Origin of the sequence: Micromonospora sp. KC723, from assembly GCF_004348595.1 — a bacterium.
Lineage (GTDB): Bacteria > Actinomycetota > Actinomycetes > Mycobacteriales > Micromonosporaceae > Micromonospora.
This window is the reverse complement of the sequence record NZ_SMKD01000030.1, coordinates 1-18789: the sequence shown is the minus strand read 5'-3', so window position 1 is coordinate 18789 and position 18789 is coordinate 1. Positions and strand designations below refer to the sequence as shown.

Here is an 18789-nt window from a genome sequence, read left to right as displayed (position 1 = left end):
GGCATGACGACAACCACAGTGGCGCTGGACGGCGTACGGGCGGTGTACGGCCGCGAGCCTCGGAGGGTGACCGCCCTGGACGGTGTGACGGTCGCCTTCGCGCGCGGCACCTTCACCGCCGTGATGGGGCCATCCGGTTCCGGTAAGTCAACTCTGTTGCACTGCGCGGCAGGGCTGGAGCGGCCGGTCGAGGGCACGGTCACCGTCGACGGCACCCTCATCGACGCTCTCGACGAGACCGCCCTGACCGTGCTGCGCCGTGACCGGGTCGGCTTCGTGTTTCAGGCATTCAACCTGGTCTCATCCCTCACCGCGGAGCAGAACGTCGCGCTGCCGCTGCGGCTGGCCGGTCGACGCCCGACCGCCTGCGAGGTGGCCGCCGCGCTGGACGCCGTCGGACTCGGCGACCGGCTCGGGCACCGCCCCAGCGAGCTGTCCGGCGGAGAGCAGCAGCGGGTCGCCATCGCCCGCGCCCTGATCACCAAGCCGGCGGTGCTCTTCGCCGACGAACCGACCGGCGCGCTGGACAGCGCCACCTCCCGGCATGTGCTCGGCCTGCTCCGTGACCTCGTCGACCAGCACGGGCAGACGATCGTCATGGTGACCCATGATCCGGTCGCGGCGGCGATCGCCGATCGGACGCTGCTCCTCGCCGACGGGCGGCTGGTGGACGAACTCACTGGCGCCGACGCGCAGTCCATCGCCGCCCGTATGGCCAAGCTGGAGGCGTCGTGTTGAGTCCGCGGGGACGCTGGAACGGGCTGCTGGGCGCGTTCGTGGCCGTCGCCGTCGGGGTAACGCTCGTCTCACTCAGCACTCTGCTGCTCGCCTCCGGCCTGCCCCAGGTACCGGATCGGCTGACCGCGGCGGCGGTCATGGTCCAGAGCCCAGTCGTGAGTTCACCAGCGGATCCGTTTCCGGAGCCGCGGCCGTGGTCGTCGCGGACGGCCGCCGACCTCGCCGACCGGCTGGCGGCCATCGCGGGAGTGACGACGGCGGTGCCCGACCGCACCTTCTACATCCAGGTGGTCACCGATGGTCGACCTGCCCCCGCGATGGTCCACGGCCATGGCTGGGCGAGCAGTCAGCTCGGTACGGATCGACTGGCTGCCGGCACGCCACCGCGGCGGGACAGCGAGGTGGTGGTGGACCGGGCGACCGGCCTGTCGCCCGGCTCGGCGGTGACGTTGTTGACCGCGACCGGGCCGGCCGCGTACACGGTCTCCGGCGTGGTGGACGGGACAGGGATCTATGTCACCGACGCCGTCGCCGCCACCATGGCACCCGGTGTGCGGGCGATCGGACTGGTCCTGCGTCCCGATGCGGACGTCGCCCGGGTGACGGAGGCGGCCCGCGCCGTCGTCGGAACCGAGGGGCGGGTACTCACCGGCGATGCCCGGTCGGCCTTCGAGCCGCGCGAGGACGCCCGGACCCGATGGATCGGGACGCAGATCCTCACCGCCGTGGCGACGCTGGCCGGATTCGTCTCGGTCTTCGTGGTCGCCTCGACGTTCGCGTTCAACGTCACCCAACGGCGACGCGAGCTGGGACTGCTCCGTGCCATCGGCGCCACCCCACGGCAGGTCCGACGGATGCTCTACCGGGAAGCCGTCGTTGTCGGCGGGGCGGCGGCGCTGGTCGGGGTTGTGCTCGGCGCGGCGCTCGCTCCCCTGGTGGGGGATCTGCTGGTGGATGCCGGGATCGAGCCGGCGACGTACCAGGTCCGGTTCCTCGTCTGGCCGGTCGCCGCGTCGTTCGCGGTCGGGCCGGTGGTGGCGCTGCTCGGGGCGGCGTCTGCGGCGCGGCGGGCGGCGCGGGTACGACCGCTGGAGGCACTGCGGGCGGCGGCGGTGGAGCCACGCCCGATGACCCGGGCCCGCTGGATCTCCGGCGCGCTGGCCGCCGCCGGTGGGCTGGCGGGAGCCGTCGGGACCGCGACCACCGACGATGTCCAGGACGGCGCGGCGTTGGCGCTCTACAGTGCCATGGCGCTGGTGGTGGCGGCGGCCCTGCTGGCCCCCGCGTTCATCGCGCCGTTGGTGTGGCTGCTGGCCTGGCCGTTCGCGCGTGGGCGGGGGGCGACCGGAATGCTCGTGCGGGAGAGCGTCCTGACCGCCGCACGCCGAACTGCCGGTTGTGCCGCGCCTGTGCTGCTCACCGTCGGTTTCGCGGTGATGGTCTCCGGCATGGTCCAGACCTCGACGGAGGCGTATGCCGCGCGGCGCTTTGCGGCGATCAACGCCGGTTCGGTCGTCGCCCCGGACAACACGCCCGGTCTGACCGACGCGGTCGTCGCCGCGGTGCCGGGAGCCGCTCTCCTGCCCACCACCGTGTACGCCGACGGTGCGGAGCCGCTGACAGCGCTGGGTGTCGACCCGGCGGCCTTCGCCGCTTCGCGCAACCGGTTCGCTGTTGTCGCCGGGGCGCTGACCGGCCTGGCCGGCGGTGACACGGTCGTCGTCACGCAGTCGGTCGCGGAGCGACTCGGCTGGCGCCTCGGGCAGACCGTGCCGGTCACCTTCGCCGACGGCCGGCTCACGCTCCTGCGTGTGGTGGCGATGGTGTCGAACGAATCGGCGCCGGGCGAACTCCTGCTGCCCCGTGCGGTGGTACGCGCCCACGACCCTTCGGCGCTGACCTCGGCGATCCTCGTCGACGCGCCGGTGCCGTTGCCGCCCGGGTCCGGTGCCCGCGTCGTCGACGTCGCCACGTACGCCGCCGAAGTGGACAGCGAGGAGGACCGCCTCGTCTGGGTCTTCACCGTGCTGCTGATCGGCGTGTCCGCCGGCTACGGCGCGATCGCGGTCGCCAACACCCTGCTCATGTCCGCCGTGAACCGGCAGGGCGACCACCGCGTGCTCCGGCTGTCCGGTGCCACCGGTAGACAGGTGGCGTGGGCGGTGGCGGCCGAGGCGGCCCTGGTCGTCGCGATCGGCGCGCTCCTCGGCGGCGCGGTCGCCGTCATCGCGCTCCTGAGCATCCGTGAAGGGCTCAGCGAGCAGGTGAACGCCCCGGTCGATCTGGTCGTACCGTGGCCGACGATGGGCGCAGTGGTTGCCACATGCCTGGTGTTGGCGGTGGTCGCCAGCGTCCTGCCAACCCGCCGGACCCGGTTACGGTCGCGCGAGTAGCCGGACGACACCCCGCCAACGCCGGCTCCGTAATAGCCTTGGGCGCATTCCGTACTGATGTTCTGGGAGCCGCAATGAGGTTCGGTTACGCCATCGTGTACGTCTCGGACGTGGTCCAAGCTGTTGACTTCTACGAGCGGGCTTTCGGGCTCACCCGCGCGTTCGTTCACGAGTCAGGCGATTTCGCCCAGCTCGATACCGGCAGCACGTCGCTTGCCTTCACCAGCCACCGGCTGGGGGCGAAGGCAGTGCCAGTTCCCTACACCGCCCTCGACCCCGCCATGCCACCGGCGGGGCTCGAGTTCACCTTCATTACCGATGACGTCGCCGGCGGCTTCGCCCGCGCGGTCGCGGCGGGTGCCACTGCCCTGGCCGAGCCGCACGACACCCCCTGGGGTCAGGTGGTCTCCTATGTCAGAGACCCCTACGGCGTCCTTGTGGGAATCGCCTCGCCGGTCACCGGGTCCTGACCCGTCGAGGCTGGTCAAGGTAGATCTGCGATGCTGGGGGCCGCCCCGGCGGCCGTCCCGATGATGGCCGGCTTCCGGGCGAGGGCGGGCCCGAGGCCTCAGCCCGCCGGGAGCAGGTCCCCCGCCCGGGCGGCGACCACCGCGCCGACCAGCCCGAGCGCGTCCGGTACCGGCATCGGATCCAGTCCACGGCCGTCCCGCAGCCGCAACGCGACCGCCCCGTCGGCCGCCTCCCGGGCACCGACCACCCCGACGTACGGCACCTTCCGGCGGGCCGCGTCCCGGACCCGGGCGCCCAGCGAACCGGCGTGGTCGACCTCGACCCGCAGTCCGGCGTCGAGCGCCCGCCGGGCCACCCGCCCCGCCGCCTCGGCCTGGGCCCCGTCGACCGGCAGCACCACCAGCTGCACCGGGGCGTACCAGGGCGGGAAAGCACCCTGGTGCACCTCGATCAGGTACGCGAACAGCCGTTCCATGCTGCCGACCAGGCTGCGGTGCACCATCACCGGCCGCCGTCGGGCCCCGTCGGAGTCGGTGTACGACAGGTCGAACCGCTCCGGTTTGTCGAAGTCGAGCTGCACGGTGGAGAGGGTGGACTCCCGCCCGGCGGCGTCGACGATCTGGATGTCGATCTTCGGGCCGTAGAAGGCGGCCTCCCCCGGGGCCTCAGTGAGGTCCACCCCGTCGAGCGCGCCGCGTAGCAGTGCCTCGGCCCGCGCCCACTCGACGTCGTCCCCGACGTACTTCTCCCCCGGGCCGCGCAGCGACAGCCGGAAACCGGCCGGGCGGACGCCCAGCGCGGCGTGCGCCTCGCGGATCAACCGCAGGATCTCCCGTACCTCCTCGCCCACCTGCTCCAGGGCGCAGAAGTTGTGCGCGTCGTTCAGCGAGATGGCGCGCACCCGGGACAGCCCACCGAGCACCCCGGAGCGTTCCGCCCGGTACATGCCGCCCAGTTCGGCGACGCGCAGCGGCAGTTCGCGGTAGGAGCGGCCACGGGAGCGCCACACCAGGGCGTGGTGCGGGCAGAGCGCCGGGCGCAGCACGAACTCGTCGTCGGCGGAGAGCCGCATCGGCGGGAACATGTCGTCGGCGAAGTAGCCGAGGTGCCCGGAGAGTTCGAACAGCTCCCGTTTGCCCAGTGGCGGTGAGTAGACGTGCTGGTAGCCGGCCCGGCGCTCCAGGTCTCGGACGTACTCCTCGACGGCGTGCCGGGCGGCGGCGCCGGCCGGCAGCCAGATCGGCAGGCCGGCACCGGCGAGCGGGTCGGAGACGAACAGGTCCAGCTCCCGGCCGAGCCTGCGGTGGTCGATCATGTCGCGCTCCTTGATCGGGTAGGCCTCGAGAGCGACCCGACCTGGAACGCCGCGAGGCCCCGGGCGGATCGCCCGGGGCCTCGTCGACGGAAAACGTCAGTGCGGCACGCCGGGATCTCCCGGCGTCGTGGTCACCACCGCGCTGCGCATGCCCCCACCGTACGACCGGAACATCCCCCGACGCGACCGGTTTCCGCGCCACCCGTCCGCGACGCCGATTGCGGCAACCGGGGCTCGCACACCCGCGCGGGGCCGCGCCACGGCACGAAGCGCGTGCCACGGATACGGATGAGGCCACAAGACGGGGTGGGCCGCCGGCACGGGACCTGCCGGCGGCCCGAGGCGGCCCGGTCGTCGGGAACGGGGGGCCCGACGCGTGGGCCGCGCGCCGACAACGGTACGCCGACGACCGCCCGTCCGCCCGCCCTCCCGCTCCGCCCGGCACACGGGCAGGTCCGTCACCTGCCGCCCGACGCGGCGGTCCATCGGGCGCCCTCCGCAGTCCGTGCTCACCTGATACCGGCGTCGCCGGATAGGGGCAGATCAGGGATGATCTCCGGACTCGTCCCGGATCCGTCTCGGGTGTCCGCGGCCACAGACTGTGGTCATGCGTGGAAACCGGGCCCACGGCCTGCTGGCCCTCGGCGGGATCGCTCTGGCGACGCTGCTCGCCGTGATCGGTCACCTTGAGGTCAACGACAACCTGAACCCGTGGTCGTTGACCGTGAGCGACTTCGCCGTCTCCGACCGGGGCGGCGTCGTCGACGCCGCCATGGCGGTGCTCGCCGCCGCTACGGCGGTGTTGGTCCCGGCCCTGTGGCGCGCCGGAGCACAGCCCGGCGGGTCGGGGGCCGCCGGCCGCCGCCCCGCACGGGCGCACCGGGCGGCCACGGCGCTCCTGCTGATCTGGGCGGCCGGGCTGGTCATCGCCGCCGTCGTCCCCACCAACGAGCCGGGCACCTCCATGGACACCGCCGCCTACCTGCACCGGTACGCCTCGGTCGTCGCCTTCCTCGCCGTTCCGGTCGCCGGCTGGCTGCTCGCCGGCCACCTGCCCGGACGGGCCGGGAACTCGCTGCGCGCCCTGGCCGCGACCAGCCTGCTGCTGGCCGGAACGATGGCCTGGTCCGCGTACTCCGGAGACCGGTTGCTGATCGGCCTCGTCGAACGGCTGCTCATCCTCGCGGAGGTCACGCTGCTCGCGGTGGTCGCGGCGAGCGTGGCCCGCCGGCACCGGCCGGCGGGCCAGGCGGATCACTCCAGTTCGTGGAGCATGAGCTGGCGGGCCGCCTCGGTGATCGAACCCGAGAGGCTCGGGTAGATCGTGATGGTCTGGGCCAGCTCGTTGACGGTGAGGTTGTTCTCCACCGCCATCGTGATGGGCAGGATCAGCTCACTCGCCTTCGGCGCGACGACGACCCCGCCGACCACCTGACCGCTGGCCGGCCGGCAGAACAGCTTCACGAAGCCGTCGGCCAGGTCGTCCATCTTCGCCCGGGCGTTGCCCGACAGCGGCAGCATGACCTGGCGGGCCGGGGTCTTGCCGGCGTCCACCTCGTCCTGGGACACGCCGACCGTGGCCAGCTCCGGGTCGGTGAACACGTTCGCCGCGACGGTACGCAGCCGCAGCGGGCGCACCGCCTCGCCGAGCGCGTGCCACATCGCGATCCGCCCCTGCATCGCGGCGACGCTCGCCAGCGGCAGCACCCCGGTGCAGTCACCGGCGGCGTAGATGCCGGGCACGTTGGTACGTGACACCCGGTCGACGGTCACGTAACCGCCCCGGGCCAACTCGACGCCGTACTCCGCCAGCCCCAGGCCGGCGGTGTTCGGGATGGAACCGACGGCGATCAGCGCGTGCGAGCCGTACACGACGCGGCCGTCGGAGAGCTGGACCTCGACGCCGTCGTCGGTCCGCCGGACCGCGTCCGCCCGCGAGTTGTTGAGGATGCTCATGCCCCGGCTGCGGAAGACCTGCTCGATGGCCATCGCCGCGTCCGCGTCCTCGTGCGGCATCACCCGGTCCCGGCTGGAAACCAGGGTGACCTCCACCCCCATCGCCAGGTAGGCGCTGGCGAACTCGGCGCCGGTCACGCCGGAGCCGACCACCACCAGGTGGCGGGGCAGCTCGGGCAGGTCGTACACCTGCCGCCAGGTGAGGATGCGCTCGCCGTCCGGGAGGGCGGTGGGCAGCTGGCGCGGGGTGGCGCCGGTGGCGACCAGCACCGTCGAGGCGGCGACGGAGTACTCCCCACCGCCGTCGGCCGGAGTGACGATCACCCGGTGGGTGTGACCGAGGGTGTCCTCGCCCAGCCGGGCGGTCCCGGCGACGAAGGTGACGCCGGCCTTCACGAGTTTGGCGTGGATGTCGGCGGACTGGGCCAGGGCCAGCCGCTTCACCCGCCCGTGGACCGCGCGCGCGTCGACCGTCACCGCCTCCAGCCCGTCGGAGTGCACACCGAACTCCTCGGTGTCCCGGTAACCGGTGACCACCTCCGAGCTGGCGATGAAGGTCTTCGACGGCACGCAGTCGGAGAGCACGCAGGCGCCACCGGCGCCCTCGGCCTCCACCACGGTCACGTCCGCGTCCAGTTGCGCGGCGACCAGGGCCGCCTCGTAGCCGGCCGGCCCGCCGCCGATGATCACGATCCGGCTCACAACGCTCGCCCTTCGTCAGTGGTCACAGTGACTTTCTTCTCCCGAACGTGTCCGACACGCACCGTCGTATTCTCCCCCAACCCTCCGCCGGGCTATCGTCATCGCCGTGCGTCACTACGCCGCCTACGGCTCAAACCTGGACCCCGCCCGGATGCGCGCCTACTGTCCGCACTCGCCGATGGTGGGCACCGGCTGGCTGGAGGGCTGGCGGCTGACCTTCGCGGGCGAGGACGTCATCGGCTGGGAGGGTTCCGTCAGCACCGTCGTGGAGTCCCCGGGCGACCGGGTCTTCGTGGCGCTGTACGACATTCACCCGTACGACGCCGCGCAGCTCGACGAGATCGAGGGCGTGACCGCCGGCACGTACCGCAAGCTGCACGTCCGCGTCTCGACGCTGGACGGGGACGTGACCGCGTGGATCTACGTCTTCGACGGGTACGAGGGCGGCCTGCCGACGTCGTGGTACCTGTCGGAGATCGCGAACGCGGCGGAGAAGGCGGGCGCGCCCGACGACTACGTCAGCGAGCTGCGGTCCCGCCCCACCGGCACCGCGTCGGCGTAGCGACTGTCGCACGCCCCCAGTCTGCTACCGGGGTGCACGGCGTCCGCCGCCGGCCCCGGAGGGCGTCACGCATCACACACCGGCGGCGGGAACGCTCCGCTCGTACATGTCGGTCCACCGCTCCTCGCGCAACCCGACCGAGCGGTAGAGGGTCGCCGGCGAGGTCGGGTTGGTCAGGTCGACACCGAGCCCGGCGGCGCGGCGGCCCTTGGCCGCGTAGACGGTGAATGCCCGCCACAGCAGCGCCGCGCCCACCCCCCGCCGCCGGTACGCGGGCAGCACCGACAGCGTGCGTACCCAGCCGGAGTCCTGGTCGAGGTCCTGGTCGGAGGATTGGAGGGCACCGGCCGGCACGCCGTCGACCTCGGCGAGGAACCACTCGTCCCAGACCTTGCCGTAGCTGGGCAGCGCCTCCCGCCAGCGGTCGAAGCCGAGCGGCTCGTAGTCGGGGGTGTCCCGGAAGGCGGTGTCGTAGACGCGGTGGAACAGCCGCAGGTCGGTCTCGTCGTCGGCACGCAGCGGACGGACGGTCACCCCGGGCGGGGGTGGCGGCTCCGCCGGCAGGTCGGCCAGCGGACGGGTCATCCGCACGTACCGCTTCACCCGGGCGAAGCCGGCCTCGACCAGTTCCCCGGCCCAACGTGCCTCGGGAGGGAACGCCGCCGCGCGGGCGGTCAGCGCGGGCAGGTCGCGTTCGGCGGCCCGTTCGGCGACCCGGGCGAGCACCCGGGCGAGCAGGGCAGCGCGGACCGGGGCGGCCCGCTCGGGATCGACGTACACGTCGACGAACTCCCGCCCGACGCCCGTCGGGTTGTCGATCAACGTCCAGCCGACCACCCGCCCGTCCGGGTCGTTGACCAGCCAGGAGTCGTGGGCGGGGTCGAAGAACGGGGCGGTGAGGCAGGACCGGACGTCCTCGGCGTCGAAGTCCGGGTAGCCGACGGCGAAGGTGTCCGCGGCGTGCACGAGCGCGAGGATGGCCGGGACGTCGTCGAGGGTGGGGCGGCGGGCGGTCCAGCCGGCGGGGAGCGTCACGGCAGGGATCCTGACAGGCGGGCGGGGTCGGGCGCCGCTGATTTACGCCACGCCGCCGGCCTGCCGGTCGGGTACGCCAATCGCCTTCGGTCACCCGTCGACGGCCCGCAGGCCGGTCCTGGTGGTGGTGAGCAGCCGCACCAGCTCCGCGCCCTCCCCGGCTCGCAGCGCCCGGAACGCCGCCGAGACCAGCCGGTCGGTCACCGCCTCGGCCCAGAGCCGCCGCCGTACCAACGGCCCGACCGGCGGGTACGGCGGGGACCACCCGCAGGCGGTCGCCCCGGCCTCCCCCTCCGGGCCGGCCAGCACCGCCTCCAACGGGGTCATCCCGGCGGCCCGCACGGCCAGCAGGTACGCGCCGGTGAAGTGCTCGCGGAGCAGCAGCAACGCCACAGCCGCCCGCGCCCCGGCGGCGTTTCCCGGCACCGGCATCGCCCGCCAGGCGGCGAACAGCGGCATGCCGGTGGCGTCCGCACCCGCGACGACCCGGTCCAGCAGCGTGGCCAGCCGAGGCGTGCCGGGCAGGTCGTCGAGGTGCTCAGTGCCCCAGCGGCAGCACTCGGCGAGGTTGGCGGCGGCCACCTCGATCGGACGGACCACCCGGGCCGCGGCGTCCCACCCGTCGGCGACGGCCTCCGGGGCGATGAATCCGATCGCGGCGGCGGCGGTCTCGGCGCGGACGTCACCGAGCGCGCCGGCCCGACCGGTGATGTAGAAAGCCCAGCCGGAGATGCCGAGCAGCCGGGCCCGGCGCAGCGTGCCGGGGCAGCGGCTGAACGCCTCGCCCAGTTCGAGCACGGCCGGCTTGCTGGCGGCCGCCACCTGTTCCGGGGTCATCGCCACCGCCCGCTGAACGCATTCATCGCGCTCAGTCTGCCTCGCCGTCGTCGGCGGCGGCATCCCCCTCTTCGGCGTCGAACGCCTCGATGACCGCCTCCACCTCGCCGGTGCGGCGGCGGGCCGCGGTGAGCGTCCGTTCCGCGCCGCGCCGCGCCAGCTTCGACCGGCTCAGCTCCTGCTCGGCGACGGCCCGGCGGCGTTCCAGTTCGGCCAGTTCGGCCTCGATCCGGTCGAGGGTGGCCGCGCTGTCCCGCTCGGCCGCCGCCGCGCCGTCCAGGTCCCGCTCCGCGCGCCCCTGTTCGGTGCGTGCCGACGCCAGCTCCTGCTCCAGCGCACGCCGCCGTTTCGTCCGCTCGGCCCGCGCGGCCCGCGCCGCCGCCCGCTCGTCGCGGGCCCGTCGCGCGTCCACCCGGTCGGGTACGCGGGCCGGTTCCTCCGTGGTGACGAGGCGCAGTTGGGGCCGGGGCACCTCACCGAACCCGGCGTAGTGCGCCGCCCGGAGCAGTTGGCCGGAGCGCACCTGCTCGGCCACCTCGGTGTCGGCGAGCGCGGCGTTGAGGGTGGACTCCACCTCGGCCAGCGGCAGCCGGGCCGCCGGGGGCGCGCCCGGGGTCCGGGCCGCGATCCGGCGTACCTCGGTGACCAGGGCGGCGACCACGGCCCGCCGCTGGGCGGAGAGTTCCCGCAGCTTCGGCCCCTTCAGGTCGCGTTGGGCCGTACGCAGCGCCTCGGCGAGCTGAGCCAGGTCGGCGACCAGGTCGGGGCGTTCCAGGGCGAGCAGGTTGACCAGCCAGGCGGCCACGGTGGGGCGTCTCAGCCGGGCGATCCGGCGGGCGTCGGCGGTGTCACCGGCCCGGCGGGCCTCGGCGACGGCGGCGTCACGGGCGGCGACGAACTTCTCCGGCGGCGTGCGGTACAGCCGCTGCACCACGTCGGACGGGGGCGCGGCCACGGTCAGGCGTCGATCCGGGTGCCGGGTTCGACCCGGTGGTAGTCGGTCCGGGACAGCGCGGCGTACTGCCGGTCGAGCACGCCGAGACCGTTGGCGTTGAGCAGCCCGTCGTGCAGGGCGTACGCGCGGCGCGGGGCGACGGCCCGGATGAAGTCGACCACCTCGGCGAACTTCGACCAGGGCGCGTGGATGGGGGCGAAGAGGATGTCCACGGGTACGCCGGACGGGACGTACAGCGCGTCGCCGGGGTGGTAAACCCGCCCGTCGAGCAGGTAGCCGACGTTCTCCACAACGGGGATGTCGGGATGGATGACGGCGTGCCGGCCACCGACGGCGCGTACCGGGACGCCGGCGGCGGTGAAGGTGTCGCCGGCGGTGACCGGGGTGAGCGCCTCGGCCGCGTCGCCGAGCACGGCGGCGAGCGACGCCGGGCCGTGCACCGGGACGGCGTTCTTCTCCAGCCGGCGGGTGAGCGCCTCGACGTCCACGTGGTCCGGGTGCTCGTGGGTGACCAGCACCGCGTCCGCCCCGTCCAGCGCCGCCGCGGCGTCGCCGAACACCCCGGGATCGACCACCAGCAACCCGCCGTCGTGCTCGATCCGGAGGCAGGAGTGGGCGTACTTGGTGACCTGCATCGTGACTCCTCGATTATCGAATCGTGATGTCCTCGTCGCAGTCTGCCGGAACCGCGGCGTGGTCGCGCCGCGTCCCAGCTATCGCCCCGGACCCGGGGTCAGGCAGGACGGAGCGGGGAACATGGGGCGAAGAGGACGGGCCGGCACTGTGGCGGCGCTGGGGTTGGCGGTGTCGCTGCTGGCCGGGTGCAGTGCGTCGGATGACTCCGGCGGGACGGACGAGTCGGCTGCGCGGGCTCCGGCCGTCGACGCCCCGGCCGGCCGGGCGGCGGTGGGTGGGGGCACCGAGCCGGGCTCGGCCGGCGCCGGCGCACCGGACCTGCGGGTCGACCAGCGGGCGATCGTCTACACCGGAGCCCTGCGGGTGCAGGTGGACGGCGTGGACGGGTCAGCCCGCAGGGGCGTGGACGCGGCGGCCCGCCGGGCGGTGGCGGCGGTGACCGCGGCCGGCGGCTTCGTCGGCGGGGACCAGCGGCGCGGCGTGGACGCCGACGCGGAGGCGGAACTGGAGTTGCGGGTGCCGGCGGCGAGGTTCACCGCGTTCGTGGACGAGTTGGCCGGCTACGGCCGGCAGCAGCACCGGGAGGTACGGACCCAGGACGTCACCGAGGAGACCGTCGACCTGGACGCCCGGATCGCCACCCAGCGGGCCCGGGTGGACAGTGCCCGGAAGCTGCTTTCCCGGGCCACCTCGATCGGCGATCTGGTGTCGCTGGAGAACGAGGTGGCCCGGCGGGAGGCCGACCTCGCCTCGCTGGAGGCGCGGAAGCGGCGGCTGGCGGACCTCACCGCGCTCTCCACCATCACGGTCACGTTCGTCGGTGGGGACGCCTCCACGGCCGGCGAGCCGACCGGGACCGGCTTCCTGGTGGGGCTACGCGCCGGTTGGCAGGCCTTCGTCGCCTCGGTGGGGGTTCTGTTGACCGTGCTGGGGGCGCTGCTGCCCTGGCTGGTGGCGCTCGGCGTACCCGTGGCGCTGGTCCTGGTGGTGCGCCGCCGGTGGCGTCGGCGGCACACCGCACCGTCGGCACCGACCGGCGGGCCGCGCCCGCCGGGCTCCGCTACTGACGCGCCGCCGCCAGTGCCCTCAGCGCGGTCTGCACCATGAGCCGCACCCCGGCGGGGATGGCCCGCTCGTCGACGTCGAACGACGCCCGGTGCAGGTCCACGTTGGGCCCGGACCGGCCGACGCCGAGGCGGGCCAGCGCGCCGGGAACGTGCTCCAGGTACCAGGAGAAGTCCTCGCCGCCCATGCTCTGTGGCGTCTCGGCGATCCCTTCGGGACCGAGCGCCGCCGCCGTGGCGGCGGTGAGGATCTGGATGGCCCGGGAGTCGTTGCTGACCGGCGGCCGGCCGCGCAGGTATTCCAGGTCGACGGTGGCGCCGGTGGGCGCGATGACGTCCCGGACGACCTGAGCGACGATCTTGGGGGCCTGCTCCCAGGTGTCGCGGTCCATCACGCGCAGCGTGCCGGACGCGTACGCCTCGGACGGGATGACGTTGTAGCGGGTGCCGGCCGAGGCGTGGCCGAACACCAGCAGCAGCCCGCTGTTGGCCGGCACCCGGCGGCTGACCAGAGCCGGCACCTCGGTGACCAGGCGGCCGAGCGCGTCGACGAGGTCGACGGTCAGGTGCGGGCGGGCGGTGTGGCCCCCGGGGCCGGTGAGTCGGACGGTGACGTTGTCGGCGGCGGCGGTGATCGGGCCGACCCGCAGCCCGACCTTGCCCACCGGCAGGTTCGGGTCGCAGTGGACGGCGAAGATCTGGACCACGTCCTCCAGGCCGCCGGCCTCGATGACCTCCAGCGAGCCGCACGGCAGGATCTCCTCCGCCGGCTGGAAGATCAGCCGCACCCGGCCGTCGAGCTGGCCGGCGTCGGCGAGCTGGGCCAGCAGCATGCCGACGCCGAGCATCACCGTGGTGTGCACGTCGTGACCGCAGGCGTGGCAGACCCCGTCGACCGTGGACCGGTACGTCACGTCCTTGACGTCGGTCAGCGGCAGCGCGTCGATGTCGGCGCGGAGTGCGATGATCGGCCCGTCCGGGCGGCCGTCGATGTCGCAGATGACCCCGTTGCCCTTCGGCAGCAGCCGCGGGTGCAGCCCGGCCAGGGTGAGTTCCCGGGCGATCAGCGCCGCCGTCTCGAACTCCTCACCGGAGAGCTCCGGGTGGGAGTGGAGGTGGCGCCGGGTGGCGATGAGTCCGGGTACCCGCAGGGCGAGCAGATGATCCAGGTCGAAGGGCAGGGGCTGGGAACCGGACGGCGCCTCCGGCCAGGACGACGCCAGCTGGCTGCCGTTCGGCAGCGTCAACGCACTCGTCACGTCGAATTCTCGATCACTAGGAATGGATGGATCATCGGGGAGGACAGCAGACAGCCTAGACCTCCGACGGTGACGCTGCGCAACCTCGTTACGGTAGTGATCGGACCGCACAGCGTCACGTAAGCCCTGGTGGGAGGGCTCGAATATCTGCGGGACAGCAGGTAGATCGCGGTCGAACGCCGTCATCTGCCCCCCACCTCCTACAACGCGTAACCGACTATTAGCGGTCGCGAAATCGGCTCCGAATTCGTGGCCGTAACCGAATTGTCGCATTAGTCGCCCGAATTGACCGGCGCTCCGACAATTAGCCGACGACCCACAGCGGCCGGGCGACTTCCGACGGTGACACGTCCCTCCGGTGCCCGACCGGACACGCTGTCCGTCCGGTTCACCCGTTCGGGTTACCCGCCCGACCCGGCGGCCACACGCCCGGCCCGGGCGCCCACCCGCCGCCCGGCCGGCGACCGCGCCCGAACCGGCCGGACGCGCGACACCGGCCGCCGGACCGTCACCGACAGTAGGTCGACGTCAGAAGCGGTCGCTCGGGCGGTACGTCCCCCAGACCCGCCGCAGGGTCCCGCAGACCTCTCCCACGGTCGCCTTCGCCCGCAGCGCCTCCCTCATCGGGTAGAGCACGTTCGCGGTCCCCTCGGCGGCGGCGCGCAGCTCGGCCAGGGCCCGCTCGACGGTGCCGGTGTCCCGCTCGGCGCGCAGCTTGGCCAGCCGCTCGGCCTGGGTCGCCTCGATCGCCGGGTCCACCCGCAGCGGCTCGTACGGCTCGTCGTCGTCGATGGTGAAACGGTTGAGCCCGACCACCACCCGCTCGCCCGAGTCGATCTCCTGGGCGATCCGGTACGCGGACTGCTCGATCTCCCGCTTCTGGAAGCCGGCCTCGATGGCGTCCACCGCCGAACCGTGGTCGAAGACCCGGTCCATCAGCTCGGTGGTCGCGGCCTCGATCTCCGCGGTCATCGCCTCCACCACGTACGACCCGGCGAACGGGTCGACGGTGGCGGTCAGGTCCGTCTCGTACGCGAGCACCTGCTGGGTACGCAGCGCCAACCGGGCCGCCTTCTCGGTGGGCAGCGCGATCGCCTCGTCGAAGCTGTTGGTGTGCAGCGACTGGGTGCCGCCGAGCACCGCGCCGAGCCCCTGGATCGCCACCCGGACCAGGTTGACCTCGGGCTGCTGGGCGGTCAGCTGCACGCCGGCGGTCTGGGTGTGGAACCGCAGCATCAGCGACTTCGGGTTCCGCGCGCCGAAGTCGTCGCGCATCAGCCGGGCCCAGATCCGCCGGGCGGCGCGGAACTTGGCGACCTCCTCGAGCAGGGTGGTCCGGGCGACGAAGAAGAACGACAGCCGGGGCGCGAAGTCGTCCACCGCCAGGCCGGCGGCGAGCGCGGCCCGGACGTACTCCACCCCGTTGGCCAGGGTGAACGCGATCTCCTGGGCGGGCGACGCGCCGGCCTCGGCCATGTGGTAGCCGGAGATGGAGATGGTGTTCCACTTCGGCACCTCCTCGCGGCAGTAGCCGAAGGTGTCGGCGACCAGCCGCAGCGAGGGCTTCGGCGGGAAGATGTACGTCCCCCGGGCGATGTACTCCTTGAGGATGTCGTTCTGGATGGTGCCGTTGAGCGCCGAGCCGGGCACCCCGGACTCCTCGGCCACGAGCTGGTAGAGCAGGAGCAGCACCGAGCCGGGCGCGTTGATCGTCATCGAGGTGGAGACCTTGTCCAGCGGGATGCCGTCGAAGAGCAGCCGCATGTCCTCGATGGAGTCGATGGCCACGCCGACCTTGCCGACCTCGCCGTGCGCGATCGGGTCGTCGGAGTCGTAGCCCATCTGGGTGGGCAGGTCGAAGGCGACGGAGAGACCCATCGTGCCGGCCCGCAGCAGCTGGTGGTAGCGCGCGTTGGACTCGGTGGCGGTGCCGAAGCCGGCGTACTGCCGCATGGTCCACGGGCGGGAGGTGTACATCGTCGGGTAGACGCCGCGGGTGTACGGGTACTCGCCCGGAGCGCCCAGCCGGGTCTCCAGGTCCGCCGGGAGGTCGGCCGCCGTGTAGACGCCCTTGATGGGGAAACCGGACTCGCTCGACCGCCGTTCGCTCATTACCGGATGGTAGGACGGCGGGCCGGGGCGGCGGGTGAGGGATACCGCACACCTCGGTGGACAGGTCGTGAGGTGCCGCGCACGTACCGTCCGGTAGACAAACGACCGCCGCGTCGGGTTTCGCATCGGGCGTCGGAACCAGCAAGATAGAGAGGTTGTGTCCCAGCCCCCTCGACTTCCCGGTGGCTTTTCTGTGACTCAGATCCCGACGTGGAGCGGCGGACCAGTGAGTCCCCCCGATGGACGCGCGGCACCCGGCACCACCATTGGTGGTCGCTACTCGCTGCGCTCTGCGGTGGGCAACGGCGGCATGGGCACGGTGTGGCGTGCCACCGACACGCTGTTGCGACGTGACGTGGCGGTCAAGGAGGTCGTCCTCCCGCCGGGGCTGGCCCCCAGCGACCGCGACGCGATGTACGAGCGGACCCTGCGCGAGGCGCGGGCCGCCGCGGCCATCCAGCACCCGGCCGTGGTCCAGGTGTACGACGTGGTCACCGAGGGTGGCCGCCCGTGGATCGTGATGGAGCTGCTGGACGCGCGCAGCCTCGCCGACATGGTGATCGAGGACGGGCCGGTCGCCCCCCGGGCGGTCGCCAAGATCGGCATCGCGCTGCTCGGCGCGCTGGAGGTGGCGCACGCCAACGGTGTGCTGCACCGCGACGTCAAGCCGGCCAACGTGCTGATCTGCACCGACGGCCGCTGCGTGCTGACCGACTTCGGGGTGGCCCGGATGCCCACCGACGTCCAGCTCACCACCCCCGGCATGGTGCTCGGCTCACCGCACTTCATCTCCCCCGAACGGGCCATGGGGCAGGATTTCGGCCCGCCCAGCGACCTGTTCTCGCTCGGCGTGACGCTCTACACCGCGGTCGAGGGCCGGCCGCCGTTCGACAAGGGCGACCCGATCGAGACCATGCACGCCGTGGTCGAGGACCCGCCGGCCACACCGCAGCGCAGCGGGCCGCTGACCCGGGTGCTGATGGGCCTGCTGGAGAAGGACCCGGCCCGCCGGCTGGACGTGCACACCGCCCGAGCCATGCTCCGAGAGCTGCTGGCCGGGCCGCTGACCAGCACGGCGACGGCGGTGAACTCGGTCACCGACCCGTACGCGGTGGTGCCGGTGCAGCGCCCCTCGACGCCGCCCGCACTGATCGAGCCGAAGTCGGAGCCGAAGCCCAGCGGGCAGATCGGCGGACGGGCGATGCTCGCGCCGGGCGAGTCGCTGACCGACCGGCTGGCCGCTTTGCGCCGGGGCGAGAAGCCGAAGCCGGCCGTGGTCACCCCGCCGGCCGGGCTCGACGACACCAGCGCCGACGCGCTGGCCGGCCCGCTGAACACGCCGACCGGGGCGATGTCCCCGCCGGCCCGCCCGAAGGGCGGCACGTACGGCAGGGCTGCGGAGGCCACCCAGCGGATCAGCCCCGACGCCACCCAGCGGATCGGCGCCGGCACGGCCGACGCCACCCAGCGGCTCGGCGGCGGCCATCCGGACGCCACCCAGCGGCTCGGCGGTGGGAGCGCCGACACCACCCAGCGGGTGTACGCGAGCAGCGGCTCGGCCGACGCCACCCAGCCGGTGTACGGCGGTGGCCAGTGGTCGGTGCCCGGCACCGGCCAGCCGTGGACCTCGCCGGCGGCTACGCCCACCGCCGACGGCGGCGCTCTCGGCCGGGTGAGGGCCGCCGGTGGGCGCGTCGCCACCACGGTCAGGGGCTGGTCCCGCAGGACGCAGCTCGCGGCGGCCGGTGGCCTGGCCGTGGTGCTGCTGCTCGGCGTCCTGAGCCTCTCCGGTGGGGACGATCCGCCGGCCGCGCCGCAGCAGGACCAGCCGGCCGCGCCGGCCGCCAACCCCCTGCCCGAGATGCAGGAGCACTCGGCGGCCGGCATCCGGGTGCTGGTCCCGAAGGGCTGGCAGAAGGCCACCGGCGGGGTGTACGTCGACTACGTCGACCCCGAGGACAAGGGGCGCAAGGTCCGCATCCTGACCGAGCGGTTCGGCGGCAGCTCGGTGCGGTGGGCGGAGGTCGCCGAGGACGGGCTGAAGAAGCGGCAGACATCGTGCGCCAGGCCCTACGCGCAGGTGGCGTCGAGCACGCCGGAGCTGGCCGGCAAGCCGGCGGCGGAGTTCGAGTACACCTGCGGCAGGGGCGACGGCAAGCGGCACGGCGTGTGGCGCGGCGTGGTCCACGACGGCAAGGTCTACTCGTTCTACCTCACCTCGACGGAGGCGAAGTTCGGCGAGAGCAAGCCGATCTTCGACGAGATGGTGCGGTCGTTCCAGCTCACGGCGGCCGGCTGAGCCGAGGCCGCCGGGACGTGGTGATCCGCCGCCGTGCTATCAAGAGGCAATGGCGGCGGAAACCACTGACCTCGACGACCTTCGCGACCAGGCGCGGCGCTGGCTCGACGACGACCCCGACCCGGCCAGCCGGGACGAGCTCCGGGCGGTGCTCGACGGGCTGCCGGGCACCGCGCCGGAGTTGGCCGACCGGTTCGCCGGCCCGCTGACCTTCGGCACCGCCGGCCTGCGCGGTCCGCTGCGGGCCGGCCCCAACGGCATGAACCTCGCGGTGGTCACCCGGGCCGCGGCCGGGCTGGTGGCGTGGCTCGCCGCCGAGGGCGGCGAGGGTCCACTGGTGATCGGGTACGACGCCCGGCACGGTTCCGGGGCGTTCGCCGAGCGCACCGCCCAGGTGGCCACCGGGGCGGGCCGGCCGGCGCTGCTGCTGCCCCGCCCCCTGCCCACCCCGGTGC

General features: G+C 73.5%; 15 protein-coding genes and 1 pseudogene. 8 read left to right on the top strand and 8 right to left on the bottom strand.

The window, feature by feature from the left end; genetic code table 11:
* Positions 1-3: 3 nt before the first annotated feature.
* From E1165_RS09800 to E1165_RS09790, 3 genes are all read left to right on the top strand, one after another.
* Positions 4-738, top strand: coding sequence for an ABC transporter ATP-binding protein (locus E1165_RS09800; RefSeq protein WP_132389913.1), 735 nt, complete (start codon positions 4-6; stop codon positions 736-738).
* A complete protein-coding gene (locus E1165_RS30355; RefSeq protein ID WP_256370651.1) occupies positions 732-3131 on the top strand; it encodes an ABC transporter permease in 2400 nt (799 codons plus the stop codon). The genes E1165_RS09800 and E1165_RS30355 overlap by 7 nt, the downstream gene beginning before the upstream one ends.
* A gap of 74 nt (positions 3132-3205) precedes the next feature.
* Positions 3206-3601, top strand: coding sequence for a VOC family protein (locus E1165_RS09790; protein ID WP_132389911.1), 396 nt, complete (start codon positions 3206-3208; stop codon positions 3599-3601).
* Positions 3602-3699: 98 nt separating this feature from the next.
* Here E1165_RS09790 and thrS read toward each other — a convergent pair whose 3' ends face one another.
* Complete coding sequence (gene thrS, locus E1165_RS09785) at positions 3700-4917, bottom strand: threonine--tRNA ligase (protein ID WP_132389909.1); 1218 nt, start codon at positions 4915-4917, stop codon at positions 3700-3702.
* Between the two features lie 607 nt (positions 4918-5524).
* Here thrS and E1165_RS09780 point away from each other — a divergent pair.
* Entirely contained in the window at positions 5525-6238 is a 714-nt protein-coding gene (locus E1165_RS09780) for a DUF998 domain-containing protein (RefSeq protein WP_132389907.1), read from the top strand.
* Here E1165_RS09780 and E1165_RS09775 read toward each other — a convergent pair.
* Positions 6172-7575 (bottom strand): NAD(P)H-quinone dehydrogenase, encoded by a 1404-nt coding sequence (locus E1165_RS09775; protein WP_132389905.1) that lies wholly within the window; start codon positions 7573-7575, stop codon positions 6172-6174. The two genes, E1165_RS09780 and E1165_RS09775, sit on opposite strands and share 67 nt — an antisense overlap.
* Before the next feature lie 106 nt (positions 7576-7681).
* Here E1165_RS09775 and E1165_RS09770 point away from each other — a divergent pair, with 106 nt between their 5' ends.
* Complete coding sequence (locus tag E1165_RS09770; protein WP_132389903.1) at positions 7682-8137, top strand: gamma-glutamylcyclotransferase; 456 nt, start codon at positions 7682-7684, stop codon at positions 8135-8137.
* A gap of 72 nt (positions 8138-8209) precedes the next feature.
* Here the strand turns inward: E1165_RS09770 and E1165_RS09765 are convergent, their stop codons facing one another.
* The 4 genes from E1165_RS09765 to E1165_RS09750 form a co-directional block, all read right to left on the bottom strand.
* A complete protein-coding gene (locus tag E1165_RS09765) occupies positions 8210-9172 on the bottom strand; it encodes a GNAT family N-acetyltransferase (protein WP_132389901.1) in 963 nt (320 codons plus the stop codon).
* 90 nt (positions 9173-9262) lie between these two features.
* Complete coding sequence (locus tag E1165_RS09760; RefSeq protein WP_132389899.1) at positions 9263-10009, bottom strand: hypothetical protein; 747 nt, start codon at positions 10007-10009, stop codon at positions 9263-9265.
* Between the two features lie 31 nt (positions 10010-10040).
* On the bottom strand, positions 10041-10964 hold the full coding sequence (locus E1165_RS09755; RefSeq protein ID WP_132389897.1) for a hypothetical protein: 924 nt from the start codon (positions 10962-10964) through the stop codon (positions 10041-10043).
* Positions 10965-10966: 2 nt separating this feature from the next.
* Complete coding sequence (locus E1165_RS09750) at positions 10967-11599, bottom strand: MBL fold metallo-hydrolase (RefSeq protein WP_132389895.1); 633 nt, start codon at positions 11597-11599, stop codon at positions 10967-10969.
* 121 nt (positions 11600-11720) lie between these two features.
* Here E1165_RS09750 and E1165_RS09745 point away from each other — a divergent pair, with 121 nt between their 5' ends.
* Complete coding sequence (locus E1165_RS09745; RefSeq protein WP_132389893.1) at positions 11721-12707, top strand: DUF4349 domain-containing protein; 987 nt, start codon at positions 11721-11723, stop codon at positions 12705-12707.
* Here the strand turns inward: E1165_RS09745 and E1165_RS09740 are convergent.
* Both E1165_RS09740 and E1165_RS09735 read right to left on the bottom strand, forming a co-directional pair.
* Complete coding sequence (locus tag E1165_RS09740) at positions 12661-13923, bottom strand: amidohydrolase (RefSeq protein WP_132389891.1); 1263 nt, start codon at positions 13921-13923, stop codon at positions 12661-12663. The genes E1165_RS09745 and E1165_RS09740 overlap by 47 nt on opposite strands.
* Before the next feature lie 528 nt (positions 13924-14451).
* Positions 14452-16035 (bottom strand): methylmalonyl-CoA mutase, encoded by a 1584-nt coding sequence (locus tag E1165_RS09735; protein ID WP_132389889.1) that lies wholly within the window; start codon positions 16033-16035, stop codon positions 14452-14454.
* 193 nt (positions 16036-16228) lie between these two features.
* Between E1165_RS09735 and E1165_RS09730 the strand changes: the two genes are divergently transcribed.
* Both E1165_RS09730 and E1165_RS09725 read left to right on the top strand, forming a co-directional pair.
* Positions 16229-18334 (top strand): serine/threonine-protein kinase, encoded by a 2106-nt coding sequence (locus E1165_RS09730; protein ID WP_132389887.1) that lies wholly within the window; start codon positions 16229-16231, stop codon positions 18332-18334.
* 49 nt (positions 18335-18383) lie between these two features.
* Positions 18384-18789 (top strand): annotated as a pseudogene (locus E1165_RS09725) (phospho-sugar mutase); the annotation flags it as partial.